This window comes from uncultured Winogradskyella sp. (assembly GCF_947501905.1).
Taxonomy (GTDB): domain Bacteria; phylum Bacteroidota; class Bacteroidia; order Flavobacteriales; family Flavobacteriaceae; genus Winogradskyella.
This window is the reverse complement of record NZ_CANMXL010000001.1, coordinates 755,777-772,589: the sequence shown is the minus strand read 5'-3', so window position 1 is coordinate 772,589 and position 16,813 is coordinate 755,777. Positions and strand designations below refer to the sequence as shown.

Sequence of the window (16,813 nt, the reverse complement as noted above, 5' to 3'; positions counted from 1 at the left end):
GACGGAACCTTTACACATACAGCGGCAGATGGCACGCAAGTAGTATTCGATGCCAATACAACAACTTTATTGGATAATAATGACGGTTCTTATGTGTTGACCAATGCCAATGGAGATAGCATCACTATAGATGTGATTGCTGATGTGGTGAACAATATCACTAACCAAGGTGATATCTTTAATGAATTGATTACCGTAATCAATGCCAACTCTGATGTCTTTGAAGATAATGATGACGGAACCTTTACACATACAGCGGCAGATGGCACGCAAGTAGTATTCGATGCCAATACAACAACTTTATTGGATAACAATGATGGCTCTTATGTATTAACCAATGCTAATGGAGACAGCATCACTATTGATGTGATTGCTGATGTAGTGAACAACATTACTAACCAAGGTGACATTTATAATGAACTGATAACCGTAATCAATGCCAATTCAGATGTATTCCAAGATAATAATGATGGTACCTTTACACATACAGCGGCTGATGGCACTCAAGTAGTATTCGATGCCAATACAACAACTTTATTGGATAACAATGATGGTTCTTATGTATTAACCAATGCTAATGGTGATAGCATCACTATTGATGTGATTGCTGATGTAGTGAACAACATCACTAACCAAGGTGATATTTATAATGAACTGATAACTGTAATCAATGCCAATTCAGATGTTCTTCAAAACAATGGTGACGGAACCTTTACACATACAGCGGCTGATAATACAGTAGTAAATTTCGATATCACCCAAACAGGGACTGGAGATCCAAACACAAATGGAACTACGGGTGCTGCTGGAGCGGTATATGTAGATGCCGCTAATGGAAACGTGTGGACAAACAACGGAACCAATTGGGTAAACCAAAATCCATCAAGCAACGAACCTTGGTTTGGAGCAGGACCAGATGGTATTTTAGGAACTGCAGATGATACAGGGGCAACTCAAAATACAGAGGATATATATAGTTTAGGTCGTGTTGGTGTTGGAACGCCGCTACCATTAGGCGCATTACATGTTGTTTCTGAAAACTCAGACGATGCCCTTTTTGTACGTTCTTTAAGCGGTGACCTTACTAACGATATGGACATCGATTTAATAAGAACCTACGGTACAGCAATCTTACCACAAGTTATAGACCAAGATGGAACACGCTTAGGAGGATTGCGTTATAGAGGTTTAGTGGGATTTAATCCAGACCCTCTTGTTGCAATACCGATTTTTGCAGAAATATCAACTGAAACTGATGGTGTTCCAACAGCTACTTCGGCTCCGGGAAAATTAATTTTCGAAACTACTCCAGTGGGTAGCACGATTGCACAACCTCGTATGACCATTAAAAATGATGGTAACATCGGTATTGGAACCATTACACCTAACGAAAAACTAGAGGTAAATGGTAAAGTACGTGTAAGTGACCTTACAGGTACAGATGCAGCTACTGATTTAATAGTAACTGCTGATAATGCAACAGGTGAACTTAAAAGTATCAATGCGTCTACCATAACTACTACGGCAGCTATTCGTACTGAAACTACGTCTTATACTATAGCGGCAGATGATGCTACGGTTTTGGCAGATGCTTCAGGTGGCGCTATTACACTTACTCTTCCTACTCCAGTAATGGGTAAAAAGTATGTGGTTAAAAAGGTTGATGCTACAGTTAATAATGTAGTATTAGATGGCGCAGGGGCAACTATTGATGGTGTTGCTACACGAACCACCAATTTACCGTATCAAACTTTCACGTTACAGAGCGATGGTGCAAACTGGTTTATCTTAAATCAATAGGTATACCTCGCTAAAAAGGCATGATAAAACCTAAAACATGAAAACAAAAATAAAATACATATATAGTATTGCCTTAATGCTATGCGCCTTTAATATGGAAGCGCAACAAGCCATAGGTACTAATAATCCAGATCCTTCTTCTGCTCTAGATATTAGTAGTACAACTGCAGGGATATTAATTCCGCGCATGACTACTGCTCAGCGAACAGCTATTGTTGCTCCTGCTGAAGGGCTAGAAGTATATGATACCGATACCAAAGGCCGATGGTTCTTTGATGGTACGCAATGGGTACAAAACACTTCTGCTGGGGATACCACAGACGACGCATGGGTAAATAACCCAGCAAATACAAGTATTGAACTAGGAACCTTAAGTGATGGTACTACAGCAAGACCAACGGGTGCAGAATTTGTAGCACTCGATAATGGCAATGTGGGTATTGGTACCATGAACCCTATTGCTAAATTACAAGTAGGAGATGACCCAGGATCAATAAGTGGAACTATTGGGTCTTCTGTAGTATTTAGCGAAAATGCTGGTGGTTGGGCTTCTTGGATTGAAAATAGAGGTACTGGGGCTTTTAATAGCGGGCAAGTTATAACTGCAGGTTCTCCTAGCACTAATTTTGGATACATAACTCTATTAAGAAATCAAGATTTAGATGAAGTCTTTGCGGTAAAGCCTAATGGCAATGTAGGTATAGGCACTAATGCACCTTCAGAAACACTAGAGGTAGTAGGTTCATTAAAAACCAAAGTACAACTAGCTCCTAATCACTATGCAGGCTTCTATTCGGGAGACTTCCCTTTAGATCTTACGAGTCCTTCACCTGCTAACGTAATGTATTCTCATAATCAAGAAATTTGGGACGGTACAGGACCCATAGCTTTCTTTAATACCACTCCTGGAGAAGTTAGAGCATCGGCTCATACAAATGGTACAAGTATTGGTTTAGGCCCTAATTCAAGCAATTCTGGAGGGCAATTTTTCCTAAGAGCCAATTTCGGAGCAAATCTCACTTATTTTTCAGAAAATACGTCGTTTAATAGTGGTTTTGGTGTAAATCAGGATGGTATTACTATAAGCTCTGTAGATTTTAGTAATACTCCTAATAACCTTAGCAACATACATGTGGAGCCTAACAGTGGTATCGTCTTTGGCTATAGAAGAGGGACAGCTAATGAGACTTATGAATTTCCTTCAGATAACGGAAACGCCAACGAGGTACTTACTACAGATGGTGCTGGACAGCTTACTTGGGAAGACCCATCAACTTCTGCTATAAACGTAGAACCTTGGTTTGGCACCGATGACAATATGGGTGCAACTACAAACACGGAAGACATTTATACTCTGGGTAACGTAGGTATAGGTTTAAGTAATCCATCTTCAAAGCTTCAAATTGGAGGGTCTCAATTATCTACAGGAGAAACTGTTGATACAATGGAAGAGTTTAGACTCGCACTTCATTCAGAAGACGCAGGAAATACTTTTCAAGCTGCGAGAACATCAGGTTTTTCTGTAAGAAATTCGGGAACTGGTGTTGGAAGTAATGGATCTAATTTAGGCTTACACACACCTTATTTATTTGAGTTCTTTAATAGTGGTAGTGCAACTCCTTTTGTTGTTATGAATGCTGATACTGGTAACGTCGGTATTGGTACACCAACTCCTAACGAAAAACTAGAAGTGGCTGGAAATGTTTATGCTTCAGGTGGCGGTGCTTTATTAACTGATACTGGAGTCTATGCAGACTATGTATTTGAAGACTATGTAGATGGCACTTCAAAACTTAATACAAGCTACAAATTTAAAACACTCGAAGAAGTTGACGCTTTTATTCTAAACAACAAACACTTACCTGGTGTAACAGGAATAAAAGAACTGGAAAAAACCGAAGACGGTTACTACAGAGTCAATATTTCAGCATTATCTGGACAACTCTTAGAAAAAGTAGAAGAACTTTTCTTGCATACCATAGCACAGCAAAAAGAACTCAAAGCAAAAGAAGCCAAGATTAATGAACTCGAAGCTCGCTTAAAGCGTATCGAGGAATTACTAACGAGTCAAAAACAATAAATGAATTCACAATATAAACCGCTATAAAAACAAGTACAATGAAAAAAATATTATTTATACTAACCTTAATGATCACTTGTGTCGCAAGTGCGCAAACAGGTGTAGGGACTAACAATCCAGACCCTTCTTCAGCAGTAGACATTACCAGTACTACCGCAGGTATTTTAATTCCACGTATGACCACAGCACAACGTATAGCTATTGTTGCTCCAGCCGAAGGTTTGGAAGTTTATGATACAGATACAAAAGGGCGTTGGTTTTTTAATGGGGCACAATGGGTACAAAATACCTCTGGTACAGCAACAGATACGAATACTACCAACGTTAGTTTAACAGAAGATGGCACAAGCCTTATCCTGACCGATAGTGATAATAACACGGTAACACTAGCTTTAGCTGATCTAGCTGGAACAGCAGCAGATACGAACACCACCAACGTTAGCCTAACAGAAGATGGTACCAACCTTATCCTTACTGATAGCGATAACAACACCGTTACATTAGCTTTAGCCGATTTAGCTGGAACGGCAGCAGATACAAACACTACCAACGTTAGTTTAACAGAAGATGGTACTAACTTAATCCTTACAGATAGTGACAACAATACGGTAACATTAGCTTTAGCTGATTTAGCAGGTACTGCAGCAGATACGAACACTACCAACGTTAGCTTAACAGAAGACGGTACTAACCTGATTCTAACCGATAGTGATAACAATACAGTTACATTAGCCTTGGCTGATTTAGCTGGTACGGCAGCAGATACGAACACTACCAATGTTAGCTTAACAGAAGACGGTACTAACCTGATTCTTACTGATAGCGATAATAACACGGTAACACTAGCTTTAGCTGACTTAGCGGGTACGGATGCTGATACCAACACAACCAACGTTAGCTTAACTGAAGATGGTACAAACTTAATCCTTACCGATAGTGATAACAATACGGTTACATTAGCTTTGGCTGATTTGGCAGGTACAGATGCGGACACCAATACCACTAATACTGCGCTAGCCACAGTTGGAACTAATCTTGTATTGACTGATAGTGACAGCAATACGGTATCAGTTGCTTTAGCAGATATTGCAGCTGGTGTTGATACAGATGATCAAACGATAACAGATTTTAGTGTATCTGGATCTAACTTGAGTATTACGCTAGAAGACGGTAATACAGCAACGGTTGCTTTAGGAGATATCTCAGCAGGAACTGATACAAACACTACCAATGTTAGCTTAACAGAAGATGGTACTAACCTTATTCTAACCGATAGTGATAACAATACGGTTACATTAGCCTTGGCTGATTTAGCAGGTACGGATGCTGACACAAATACAACTAATGTAAGCTTAACAGAAGACGGTACTAACCTTATTCTTACTGATAGCGATAATAACACGGTAACACTAGCTTTAGCTGACTTAGCAGGTACTGATGCCGATACTAATACCACCAACGTTAGCTTAACTGAAGATGGTACAAACTTAATCCTTACCGATAGTGATAACAATACGGTGACTTTAGCTTTGGCTGATCTGGCAGGTACAGATGCGGACACCAATACTACTAATACGACGTTAGCTACAGTTGGAACTAACCTTGTTCTTACTGATAGTGATAGTAATACGGTTTCAGTGCCATTGGCAGATATTGCAGCAGGAGCAGATACTAATACAACAAACGTAAGCTTAACAGAAGATGGTACAAACTTGATTCTTACTGATAGTGAAAATAACACAGTGACTTTAGCTTTGGCTGATTTAGCAGGTACGGATGCTGACACAAATACAACTAATGTAAGCTTAACAGAAGACGGTACTAACCTTATTCTTACCGATAGCGATAATAACACGGTAACATTAGCATTATCTGATTTAGCAGGTACTGATGCCGATACTAATACAACCAATGTTAGTTTAACAGAAGACGGCACAAACTTGATTCTTACTGATAGTGAAAATAACACAGTGACTTTAGCTTTGGCTGATTTGGCAGGAACAGATGCTGACACCAATACTACGAATACGACGTTAGCAACAGTTGGCACTAACCTTGTTCTTACTGATAGTGATAGTAATACGGTTTCAGTGCCATTGGCAGATATTGCAGCAGGAGCAGATACTAATACTACCAATACTAGCTTAACAGAGGATGGCACAAACCTTATCCTTACCGATAGTGATAACAATACTGTGACTTTAGCCTTGGCTGATTTGGCAGGTACAGATGCAGATACCAATACCACTAATACGACGTTAGCAACAGTTGGTACTAACCTTGTTCTTACGGATAGTGACAGTAATACAGTATCAGTTGCTTTGGCAGACATTGCAACAGGTGTGAATACGGACGACCAGACAATCACTGATTTCAGCGTATCTGGGGGCAACCTAAGCATCAGCATTGAAAACGGCAACACACAAACAGTACCATTGTCGTCAATCTCCACGACCTATACCGCAGGAAACTTAATTAGCATTGCTGGTAATACTATCAGTAAAGTAAATAACATTCAGATAGTAACTGTGACTCCTAATATTACTGTGGATTTAGCTAGTATTCCAGAAGGTATTTACCGTTTCGATATGTCTTCTCTAAACATCATTAGCATTCTCGCACCTACCAATCCGGTAGATGGTGGAGTATACAACTTTCACTTTGTGGGAGCTAATAATGGTACCGTGAATTTCCCTGCAAATTTTGTGAAGGAAGATGGCGCTACTTCAGTAGGTAGTTTACTTGTTCCAACAGGGCAAATGGTAACCTTCTACTACTACCAAGGGACCTATTATACGATGGAACAATAGTGTAAAGGAATAATAAGAGCAAGGGGTGCACAAGTAAACGTTACGTCTTGCTCTATTAAAAATCTAAATTATGAGTTTTAAAATACGTTTTATACTAGCGATACTTGTCTTAGGACTGTTTCAAAGCAGTTTTGCCCAAATGGGTAGTGTGCTAAGGAACGATAGCGGAGGCGGTGCTTTTATTTCAGATTGGATTCCAGCCAATACTTCCGCTGGAAGTTCACCCGCCAATACGGTCGTGCTTCCTTTACCACCCTCGGGAACCTATGGTTTCAATGTAAATTGGGGAGATGGAACTAGCGGAGTGGTAACCAATGCGACCCTTGGCAATGCCACACATACATATGCCGCACCTGGCACCTATAGAATTGTGATTACGGGTCAAATTGAAGGATGGCAATTCGCCAATACGGGAGATCGATTAAAGATGGTAGATGTCATCCAATGGGGCGTACTAAGGAATGCCGGTAACGATGCCTTTTATGGCTGCAGTAACTTGGTGGTTTCCGCAGGAGACCAACTAAATGTAGATGGTGTTACCGATTTTTCAAACCAATTTAGAGACTGTTCCTCGCTCACAAATCTAAATACAAGTAGTTGGGATCTTTCGGCTGGAACTAACTTTAGCGATCAGTTTAATGGATGCTCCGCTCTTGGCAATTTGGCTGTTGGTAACTGGGATTTATCTTCTGGAACAAACTTTAGTGGACAGTTTGCTGGTTGTTCGTCCTTTACCTTCTTAGATGTAAGCAATTGGGATTTAGCCTCTGGTACAGATTTCAGTCGTCAGTTTTTAGGCTGTTCTTCGATTTCGAGCTTAGATGTAAGTCTATGGGATCTAGGTTCTGGTACTGATTTCAGCTTTCAGTTTACAGCATGTTCTTCATTGCCAACTTTAAATGTTCGCAACTGGGACTTGTCATCGGGAGTTAATTTTAGAGCTCACTTTTCAGGATGTACAAACATTAACAATTTGGATGTAAGTCTGTGGAATGTTTCCTCTGGAGTGGATTTTACAGCTCAGTTTAGCCGCTGTTCCTCGTTAACCACCCTCGATGTGAGCGGTTGGAATACGTCTAATGCCACGAGTATGGCCTCTCAATTTGACGACTGTAGAGTTATTAATGGCTTAGATGTAAGTAATTGGGATGTATCTAATGTACAAGCGTTCAGTGCTCAATTTGCCAATTGTCGCGCACTTTCTAGTCTGGATGTAAGTAACTGGAATACGAGCTCGGGTACTACAATGATTAGACAATTTACTGGTTGCATCAGTCTTACATCACTGGATGTCTCGGGATGGGTTACTGGTGGCGTAGCAAATTTCGAAGCTATGTTTTCTAACTGTACAAGTTTAACAACATTATCGGGTGTTAATAATTGGGATGTTACCAACGGGATTGTTTTTGAACTCATGTTTTTTAACTGTTTTGGGCTTGCAGGACAACTGGATGTAAGCGGCTGGAACGTGATTAATGCAGCTCATATGAAAGATTTTATGAATGGAACCAATATGACAACGGCAGCCTATACCCAAACGCTCATCAATTGGGCGCCATTACTGCCTATACCACCAGCACCAACGACACCAAGACCAAATCCTGGCGAGGTTCACTTTGGTAATTCACAATACTTCGCTGGTACTGGAACAGCGCCTCGAAACGTAATTATTGGTAAAGGTTGGACTGTGACTGATGGCGGACCCATATAGCAAGCATTGATTAATAGAAGTTATGAACAAAATAAAATTATAGATGAAGGTTGGTTGCTATTCTCAATTAGTTGGGATAGCTATCTAAGAATGGTTTGTGATACCACGTTAGCTTGAGTTAATTCTTAAGCAAGCCATTCTTTTAAAACATAACATCACTAAAACAAAAAATATGAAAATATCAATAAAAATATGGCAAATAGGTTGGGTGCTCTTGTTTCCTTGTGCCTTAATTGCCCAAACTGCCAATACTGGTGAACTCGCAATACTTCCTAATACGCAGTTTTCTACAGTTGGCGACTTTAATAATACAGGTACGTTTATTAATGATGGAGAGGCTTTTATTTATGCGCATTTTACAAATAATGGTACTGTAGATTTTGCCAGCGGAGGATTAACACGCTTTCAAGGAGAAGCTGTACAGCAACTGGCTGGTGGTAACATAAGTTACTTTTACAATGTGCTTTTTGATAATGTGTCAAGTCCTACAGCATCATTTGAAGTCAGTGGAGATATGAGCATTGCCAATGAGGCCGATTTTAATAATGGTATCGTAAATAACGACGATTTTGGTGGCGCCATCATATTTGAAGATAACGCAACACATACCCAAGTATTTGATGGGAGCCATGTAGACGGTCCTGTTCAAAAAATAGGTGATGATAGTTTTGAGTTTCCTATTGGAGATAAACAATTTTTCCGCTATGCGGCCATCAGCGCCCCGGACAATACAAACGATACATTTTCAGGAAAATACTTTTTTGAAAATCCAGTAGGGCAAACCATTAATGGCGAAACTCCTACCGCTAATGCTGCGGGCGTTATTACCCTTTTAGATACAGCAGAATTTTGGACCATAACTAAAGATGCTGGAACAAGTGATGTGCTCTTAACTCTCAGTTGGGAAGAAGGTAGCACGACCCCACAAGAAATTGCTGACAACCCTCTCGAAGAAATACACATAGCACGTTGGGATCAAGCCCAAGGTATCTGGATTGATGAAGGCGGTATTGTTAATACGGTTGATAAAACAGTAACCACGCCACTGGCACTAGATGCGTATGGCATTTTTACTTTAGCTCGTGTAAATTCTGGAATTATTGAAGAGGGAGATGTCGTGATTTATAATGGTGTAACTCCTAACGGTGATGGCAAAAATGACTATTTCATAATTGACGGTATTGAAAATTTGGCAAATAATAATGTACAGGTTTTTAATCGTTGGGGTGTTAAGGTCTTTGAAACCAGTGATTATGATAGAAACGGCAACGTGTTTAGAGGTTTCTCAGATGGTAGACTGACTGTTGCAGGAAGCAATTTATTACCAACAGCTACTTACTTCTATGTTATTACTTATGATGCCCAAGTCAATGGGGTTACCCAACGTATAAAAAAAGCTGGCTACCTCTACTTAACCACAGATTAAAACTGAACAGATGAGAAAAAATAACATAAAAACAAATAGCTATAACCTTGCTTTTTTACTGGTTACTGGGCTCATACTAGGTCTTGCAAACTCTTTGCATGCGCAACAAGATTCGCAATACACACAGTATATGTATAATACGCAGACTATAAATCCTGCTTATGCTGGTTCAAGAGGGTTATTGAGTATTACCCCTTTATACCGCAATCAATGGGTAGGACTTGATGGTGCACCAGAAACCTTAAATTTTAGCTTAAATACCCCTTTAGGCGATTCACAAAGAACAGGTTTAGGTCTAAGTTTTATACAAGATAAAATTGGTCCTGCTGATGAGAGTAACATTACAGGAGATTTCTCCTATTCAATTCCATTAGATGATAATGATGTAAAATTAGCATTTGGTCTTAAGGCTGGTGTTAACCTCCTTAATGTCGACTACTCTGTGTTAAATATTTTTGACCCTAGTGATGAGCTACAACAAAATAATATAGATAATCGTCTAAAGCCAGTGGTAGGTGCTGGCTTGTTTTTACATGATAACCAATCTTGGTATGTTGGCTTATCCGTACCCAACTTTTTGGAGACCATACACTACGATGATACAACTGTGTCCAATGCTTCAGAGCGTATGGCATTTTATACTACTGCAGGCTATGTCTTTGACCTTAATGATAATACAAAGTTTAAGCCCGCAGTATTAGGGAAGTTTGTTTCAGGTGCTCCCGCAGCAATAGATATCTCTGCTAACTTTTTGTTTAATGAGAAGTTTACACTTGGTGCGGCCTACCGTTTAGATGCTGCAATTAGTGGACTAGCCGGGTTTCAAATTTCAGACAGCATGCTTATTGGCTATGCTTACGACTTTGGCATACAAGACTTGGCTAATTACAACTCTGGGTCACATGAGATATTTTTGCGTTTCGATATTTTAACTCGCCGTACAAAACGCTTACTAACCCCTAGATTCTTTTAATTCTTTGGCATATGAAAACAATTAACACATATATTATAATTTGTAGCTTAATATTACTGTCTGGATTGGGTTATGCTCAAAAAGGAAATATAAAAAAAGCGGATAAAAATTTCGAAAATCTGGCTTATATAGATGCTATTGAAGTTTATGAGGCCGTAGCCAACAAAGGTTATGAAGATGCCGATATTTTCAAACATTTAGGTGATGCTAATTACTTTAATGCTAATTATAGTGAAGCCTCTAAGTGGTATGGAAAACTTTATGATTTACAAGGAGAACAGGGAGGAGATTATAACTTTAGATTTGGTCAATCACTGAAAGCTATTGGGGATTACCAAAAGGCAGATGTTTATTTAGAACGCTTTTATAAATCCAAAGGTGAAAATTATGTAAAAGCCTCTAATGTTTTAAGTGCAATAGAAAATGTGTCTTATAGATATTTAGCTGAAAAAGCTAGATTCAACACAACTTACTCTGACTATCCTGCATACTATAACAATGATACGCTTTATGTTGTTTCGGCAAATAGTGGTGACTTAAAAACGCCATGGAATAACCAACCTACATCAGATATATTTTTATTAAATAAAAGTAGTTTATCTGAATTAGGAGGTGATGTCAATTCTAAATATAACGAAGGCTCTATAGCCATGACAAAAGATGGAGAGACCTTATATTTTACACGTAACGACTACCATAACAAAAAGCTTGGTAAAGATGGTAACAAAACCACTAGGCTTAAACTTTACCGAGCACAAAAGATAGATGGCAAATGGACTAATATTGAAGAATTGCCCTTTAACAATAGCGAATATTCTACAGGACATCCCGCACTTAGTAATGACGAAAGTAAGCTATATTTTGTAAGTGACATGCCAGGAAATGGCAGTAAGGGTGGTACCGACATATACGAAACTGAAATCTATGATGATGGTAGTTTTGGTGCTGTTTTTAATATGGCTGGTTTTAATACTCCAGGAAATGAGATGTTCCCTTTTGTGGCCTCTGACGGTAGTTTTTATTTTGCATCTAACGGGCAGATTTATAATTTAGGTGGTCTTGATATTTACCAAGCAAAACCAAATAGTGATGGTGTTTATGGCAAAGTAGAAAACTTAGGAGAACCAATAAACAGCACAATGGACGATTTTGCTTTTGTAATTGATGCTAAGAAAAAATCTGGTTATTTTGCAACGAATAGAGAGGACTCTGCAAGTGATGATATTTTTAGTTTTACTGAAAATGATGGCTATGTGGCGCCATGTATAGTAGATCTTAAAGGTGTTGTAAGAGATAAAAAGACTGGTGATATTTTAGAGAATACATTAGTGTCATTAATTGGTGCAGATAATACTATTATTTCTCAAAAAGTGGCTCCAGCAGGCCTTTATGATTTTAGTGAGGTAGATTGTAATAAGGTGAAATTTATCCGTGCAGAGAAAAATGGGTATCAAACCAATGAAGAATCTGTAAATGAGCCTGTTGACGGAGTTTCTAGAATGGATATTCTTTTAGATAAACGTACGCATGGTGTCACTGATGGCAGTGATATTGCCAACTTAATACTTAAGCCTATCTATTTTGATTTAGATAAATCTAATATACGTCCTGACGCAGAAATAGAACTTCAGAAAGTTATCGCTGTGATGCAACTACATCCTAATCTTAAAATTGATGTGCGCTCTCATACCGATAGTAGAGCTAATGACAACTACAACATGCATTTATCAGACAGACGAGTAAAAGCAACCATAGATTATTTAGTAAATAATGGTGGTATTTCGCAATCGAGGTTAACAGGACGTGGCTATGGAGAAAGTCAATTAAAAAATAGTTGCTACAACGGAACAAATTGTTCAGAATATGAACATCAACAAAACCGAAGAAGTGAATTTATTGTTAATAATTAATCCCCTTATGAGATAGAAAATAATATTAATATTAGCGGTTTGAGTTTTTTTTATCTCTAAAGCGATAAAGTGTAGTTTATACTTTATCGCTTTTATTATCCTATTAGACTAATGCTTAGATAACGTCGAGTAAAAAAAGAATCAATTTAGTACTGTACTTATGGTATTTAGATGTTTTATTATTATAGATAAATAATGTATGTGTTTTTTCTCTTGTTACATTTTGGTAGTCTTAAAACGCGTTTTTGATTTTAAGTCCAAATGTATAGGCTATTATATTTGCTTTTTTCTATTATCTGTTTCTTTTTGATTTATAAGGTATTCTCATTCCTATGGTCTTTGTTTAGATGCTTTGTATCACATTTATATACTTAGGCTTTGTTTATGACTTTATATAAATAAATGATTATTGATTTTACATATTATACAACACGGGTTAAAAAACTTTATTTTTTAATTATTGTTCTTTTTACTTCAGTCTTCATAAGTTGTAATAAACAAGAATATATTATAGAGCACACTCCTTCCCAAAAGTCTGAAATAGGAGTATTAAAGACCCACCAGACTATAAAACTTAAAAATCCTGTAGGCATAGAGATTGATTCTAGTGTTTTAACAACACAAAAACTTTCAAGGAAACCTTCTGACTTAAAGTCGGTAGAAAAAATTCAAGATCCAATGTTTCCTAAAAAACTAAAAACCACTAGAGGAAGCGAAATAGACTTTAATAAGCTGGCAACTTTTAGAATAGATGAAGATTTCAATCCACAACCTTTTAAGTTTTCAATTCCCAAATCAGGATATGCTGTTTTTAATGAAGATACCATTTGGGCACCAAAAATCACATCTGTTATAGAACCTAAGCTATTAGATGCTGGTACAATGAGATCTAAACCTCAAGCACGTGTAAATATAAAATATTTAAGCAAAGAAATAGGGCTTCCCCAATCTGTATCACAGTGTATATATAATGATAGCAATGGGCATATATGGATAGGAACATCAACTTTAGGACTTATAAAATATGATGGTGATTATTTTTGGAACTACAACCTAGATAGGGATAAAAATGCTGCTATTGATGAGATTATCGGTGATATTAAAGATGGCTTATGGATAAGAACTAATTCTGCAGAATACAATATCATTTTTTTTGATGGATATTCTTTTACATATATCGGAAAACGCCAGGGTATTGAAAATGTTTCTAGTATACATCTATCAAATGATGGCACGCTTTGGATAGGAACCAAACACAATGGCGTATTTAAATTAGAGCAAGATAATTTAACAGGGGTTGAGGTTACAAATTACACTACCCTTAACGGACTTACATCAAATGATATTCTGGGAATTGAATCATTAGATAACGGAGACATTTGGATTGCTACACAAAAAGGTATAAATATCTATCAAAATAATACGTTTATACAATGGATAAACCTACCAGGATTGGTTCATGAACTTCGAGGTATTTCTAAGGATTGGAACGGCAATATCATGTATTACGACTATTCAAGAATAGTTAGGATAAAAAACAAAAGATATGAGGTAATTGAAAGATTAGAAGAAAAATCCGCAAAAAATATTTATAAAATTTTCCCACTCAAAGACAATACCATTGCCATAGCTACATTTGGTACAGGAATTGAACTACTTAGTGACAATACGTACATAAGTCTTTCTAAGGAGAATGGGATGAATGCCAATTTCATTTCAGATCTTGTTGAAGATCATTCTGGAAATATTTGGACCTCTAGTTTTGATGGAGGAATAAATATTATTAATATGAACTCTTTTCAAATTTGGCCTAATGAATATAGTATTACTGATGGCAGAATCGATGATATTGTGGAAGATAACGCAGGAAACATCTGGATTTTACATTTTAAAGGTATTCTTAAGTATAATGGACAGGAAATAGAAAAATTTGAAAGTGAAAACTATAGTACAGGATATTATAACGGCTATGAAGCCTTGTTGGATTCATTGGGTCAGATATGGATAGGAGAATATGACGAGCTATATGTAATAGATCATGAAAAGTTCTATACACTTTTAGATTCAATAACGGGTAAAGTCCCACAAGAGGTCAAAGGAGTAGCTACTATGTATAATGATAGAAATGGGACGATTTGGTTGGGTTCTGGAAAAGGCATTGCAAAGCTTGAAAAGGATAAACTTACCTCTTATAGTGAAATAGAAAGCTTTAAGAATAAATTTGTAAATGGTATTACGGAGGATATTAATGATAATATGTGGATAACAACCACCCGAGACCTTATTTTATTTGATGGTCATAGTTTTTTTCATTACCCAATAGAAAGGTATTTTGACAATAGTATTATTTGCAATCCCACAACGGACCAAGAGGGTAATATAATTATTGTATCTAACAACGGTCTATATAAATTAGTCATGGAATCGGGAGTCAAGTTTCCAAATAAGTTATTGCATTACAGAGGCATAAAGCCGTTTGAGCAATCCCAAATAGGATCCATTCTTATGGAAGATGATGGTCGTCGAATATGGTTAGGTACTAATAGTAATGGTGTTATACAATTAGAAAGTGATAGTATAGCAAAAAATCAATCTTATTTTTATAAACATTTTGATTATTCTACTGGGTTTTTTAAACCAGAAATAATGTTTAATTCAGCATTAAAGGATTCAAAAGGAAAGCTTTGGTGGGGAACTACAGATGGAGTGGTCTCTATAGCGAGTAAGGATATGGTAATTCCAAATTCTATTCCAAAACTAACTTTGAATAGTATTGAGGTAGAACAAGAGTTTATTGATTACGGACAATTATCAAATAAAGCTTATATAGAGGGTTCAGAAGTTAGAAGAACCATAGCTAAAACTACAAAATCTAAATCAAAGTTTAGTAATGTCCCTCAAAATTTAGAACTACCATATAATATTAATGATTTATCTTTTCAATTAAGCGCTACCGAATGGAATTCACCTTCAAAGATAATGTATCAGTATGTTGTTGATGGATTGGACAATACATGGAGTCCTTTGCTTAAATCGCCTAATATTGCTGTTCAAAATATTCCTTATGGAAATTATACATTTAAAGCAAGAGCTATAGGTGAGACGGGGAATTTAAGTAATACCGTTGTTTATAACTTTACAATAAAACCACCTTGGTGGCATACATCGTGGGCTAGGGTTTTAATGACTATATTAGTTCTCTCTGTAATTGTAGTTATTTTTCAATTAAGAATAAAAGCAATTAGAGAAAAACTAAAAAAGGATGAAGCCATACGATTACGAATGGGACAACTAGAGGCAAAGGCATTACGTGCGCAAATGAATCCTCATTTTATTTTCAATTCATTAAATAGCTTACAGAGTATAATGTTTTTAAAAGGTGAATTTGAAGCTAATAAATTTTTAGGTTCTTTTTCAAATTTATTGCGCTCTACTTTAGACATGAGTCACGATGAAATGGTTTCTATAGATCAGGAAATAAAGTATATAGAATCATATATAAATCTTGAAAAATCTCGATTATTAAATGACCTAGAGTTTTCTATAGAAAAAAACTTAAATGGAAGAAAAGCCTCCTTTATTAATATTCCTTGTATGCTTATACAACCTATAGTCGAAAATGCCATAAGACATGGTTTAGTATCAAAATCTGATAACGACAAAAAGTTATCTATTGTGTTTGAATGTGTTAATGAATATTTGGTTTGTACCATTGAAGACAATGGCATAGGGAGAAAGGCCTCTATGCTAATTAATAGGCAAATCAAAGAACATCATAAATCTCATGCAACTAGAATTCTAAACGAAAGAATTGCGCTAACAAATCAATACTCTAATAAAAAGCTAAACATAAGAACAATTGATCTCTATGAAAATGACAAAGCAAGAGGAACTAGAGTAATTATAGAGATTCCTCTAAGCCTTAATCTCCAGGCTATTAACAAATAAACTACAAAAAACATCAATACGGCCTTCTTTGCTAAAAGTACAGTCTGCTTTCTTATAAAAATCTAGGCTGATTCATAACAAAAAAACACTCTTAAATATTAAGAGTGTTTTTACGCTATTAATCCAAATGTTCTATTTCCATTAAATAATAGTGA

7 protein-coding genes and 1 pseudogene are annotated in these 16,813 nt (G+C 36.9%); all 8 read left to right on the top strand.

Translation table 11 applies throughout. From position 1 onward, the window contains the following. Positions 1-1,800, top strand: a pseudogene (locus tag Q0770_RS03545) (hypothetical protein); the annotation flags it as partial. A 37-nt stretch (positions 1,801-1,837) separates the two neighbouring features. Continuing rightward, positions 1,838-3,880, top strand: a complete 2,043-nt coding sequence (locus tag Q0770_RS03540; protein WP_299114040.1) for a hypothetical protein — start codon at positions 1,838-1,840, stop codon at positions 3,878-3,880. Between the two features lie 38 nt (positions 3,881-3,918). Continuing rightward, entirely contained in the window at positions 3,919-6,690 is a 2,772-nt protein-coding gene (locus Q0770_RS03535; RefSeq protein ID WP_299114038.1) for a hypothetical protein, read from the top strand. 70 nt (positions 6,691-6,760) lie between these two features. After that, positions 6,761-8,401, top strand: a complete 1,641-nt coding sequence (locus tag Q0770_RS03530; RefSeq protein ID WP_299114036.1) for a BspA family leucine-rich repeat surface protein — start codon at positions 6,761-6,763, stop codon at positions 8,399-8,401. 172 nt (positions 8,402-8,573) lie between these two features. Continuing rightward, complete coding sequence (locus Q0770_RS03525; protein WP_299114034.1) at positions 8,574-9,827, top strand: gliding motility-associated C-terminal domain-containing protein; 1,254 nt, start codon at positions 8,574-8,576, stop codon at positions 9,825-9,827. A 10-nt stretch (positions 9,828-9,837) separates the two neighbouring features. After that, on the top strand, positions 9,838-10,800 hold the full coding sequence (locus Q0770_RS03520; protein WP_299114032.1) for a type IX secretion system membrane protein PorP/SprF: 963 nt from the start codon (positions 9,838-9,840) through the stop codon (positions 10,798-10,800). Between the two features lie 11 nt (positions 10,801-10,811). Beyond that, positions 10,812-12,710: an OmpA family protein gene (locus Q0770_RS03515; protein ID WP_299114030.1), complete on the top strand. Its 1,899-nt coding sequence runs from the start codon at positions 10,812-10,814 to the stop codon at positions 12,708-12,710. A gap of 402 nt (positions 12,711-13,112) precedes the next feature. Further along, on the top strand, positions 13,113-16,658 hold the full coding sequence (locus tag Q0770_RS03510; RefSeq protein ID WP_299114028.1) for a sensor histidine kinase: 3,546 nt from the start codon (positions 13,113-13,115) through the stop codon (positions 16,656-16,658). Positions 16,659-16,813 lie beyond the last annotated feature (155 nt).

Excerpts from the sequence above, each read along its gene's own strand:
- Q0770_RS03515 (WP_299114030.1), top strand. The coding sequence starts at position 10,812 with ATGAAAACAATTAACACATATATTATAATTTGTAGCTTAATATTACTG.
- Q0770_RS03535 (WP_299114038.1), top strand. The coding sequence starts at position 3,919 with ATGAAAAAAATATTATTTATACTAACCTTAATGATCACTTGTGTCGCA.
- Q0770_RS03540 (WP_299114040.1), top strand. The coding sequence starts at position 1,838 with ATGAAAACAAAAATAAAATACATATATAGTATTGCCTTAATGCTATGC.
- Q0770_RS03530 (WP_299114036.1), top strand. The coding sequence starts at position 6,761 with ATGAGTTTTAAAATACGTTTTATACTAGCGATACTTGTCTTAGGACTG.
- Q0770_RS03525 (WP_299114034.1), top strand. The coding sequence starts at position 8,574 with ATGAAAATATCAATAAAAATATGGCAAATAGGTTGGGTGCTCTTGTTT.
- Q0770_RS03520 (WP_299114032.1), top strand. The coding sequence starts at position 9,838 with ATGAGAAAAAATAACATAAAAACAAATAGCTATAACCTTGCTTTTTTA.
- Q0770_RS03510 (WP_299114028.1), top strand. The coding sequence starts at position 13,113 with ATGATTATTGATTTTACATATTATACAACACGGGTTAAAAAACTTTAT.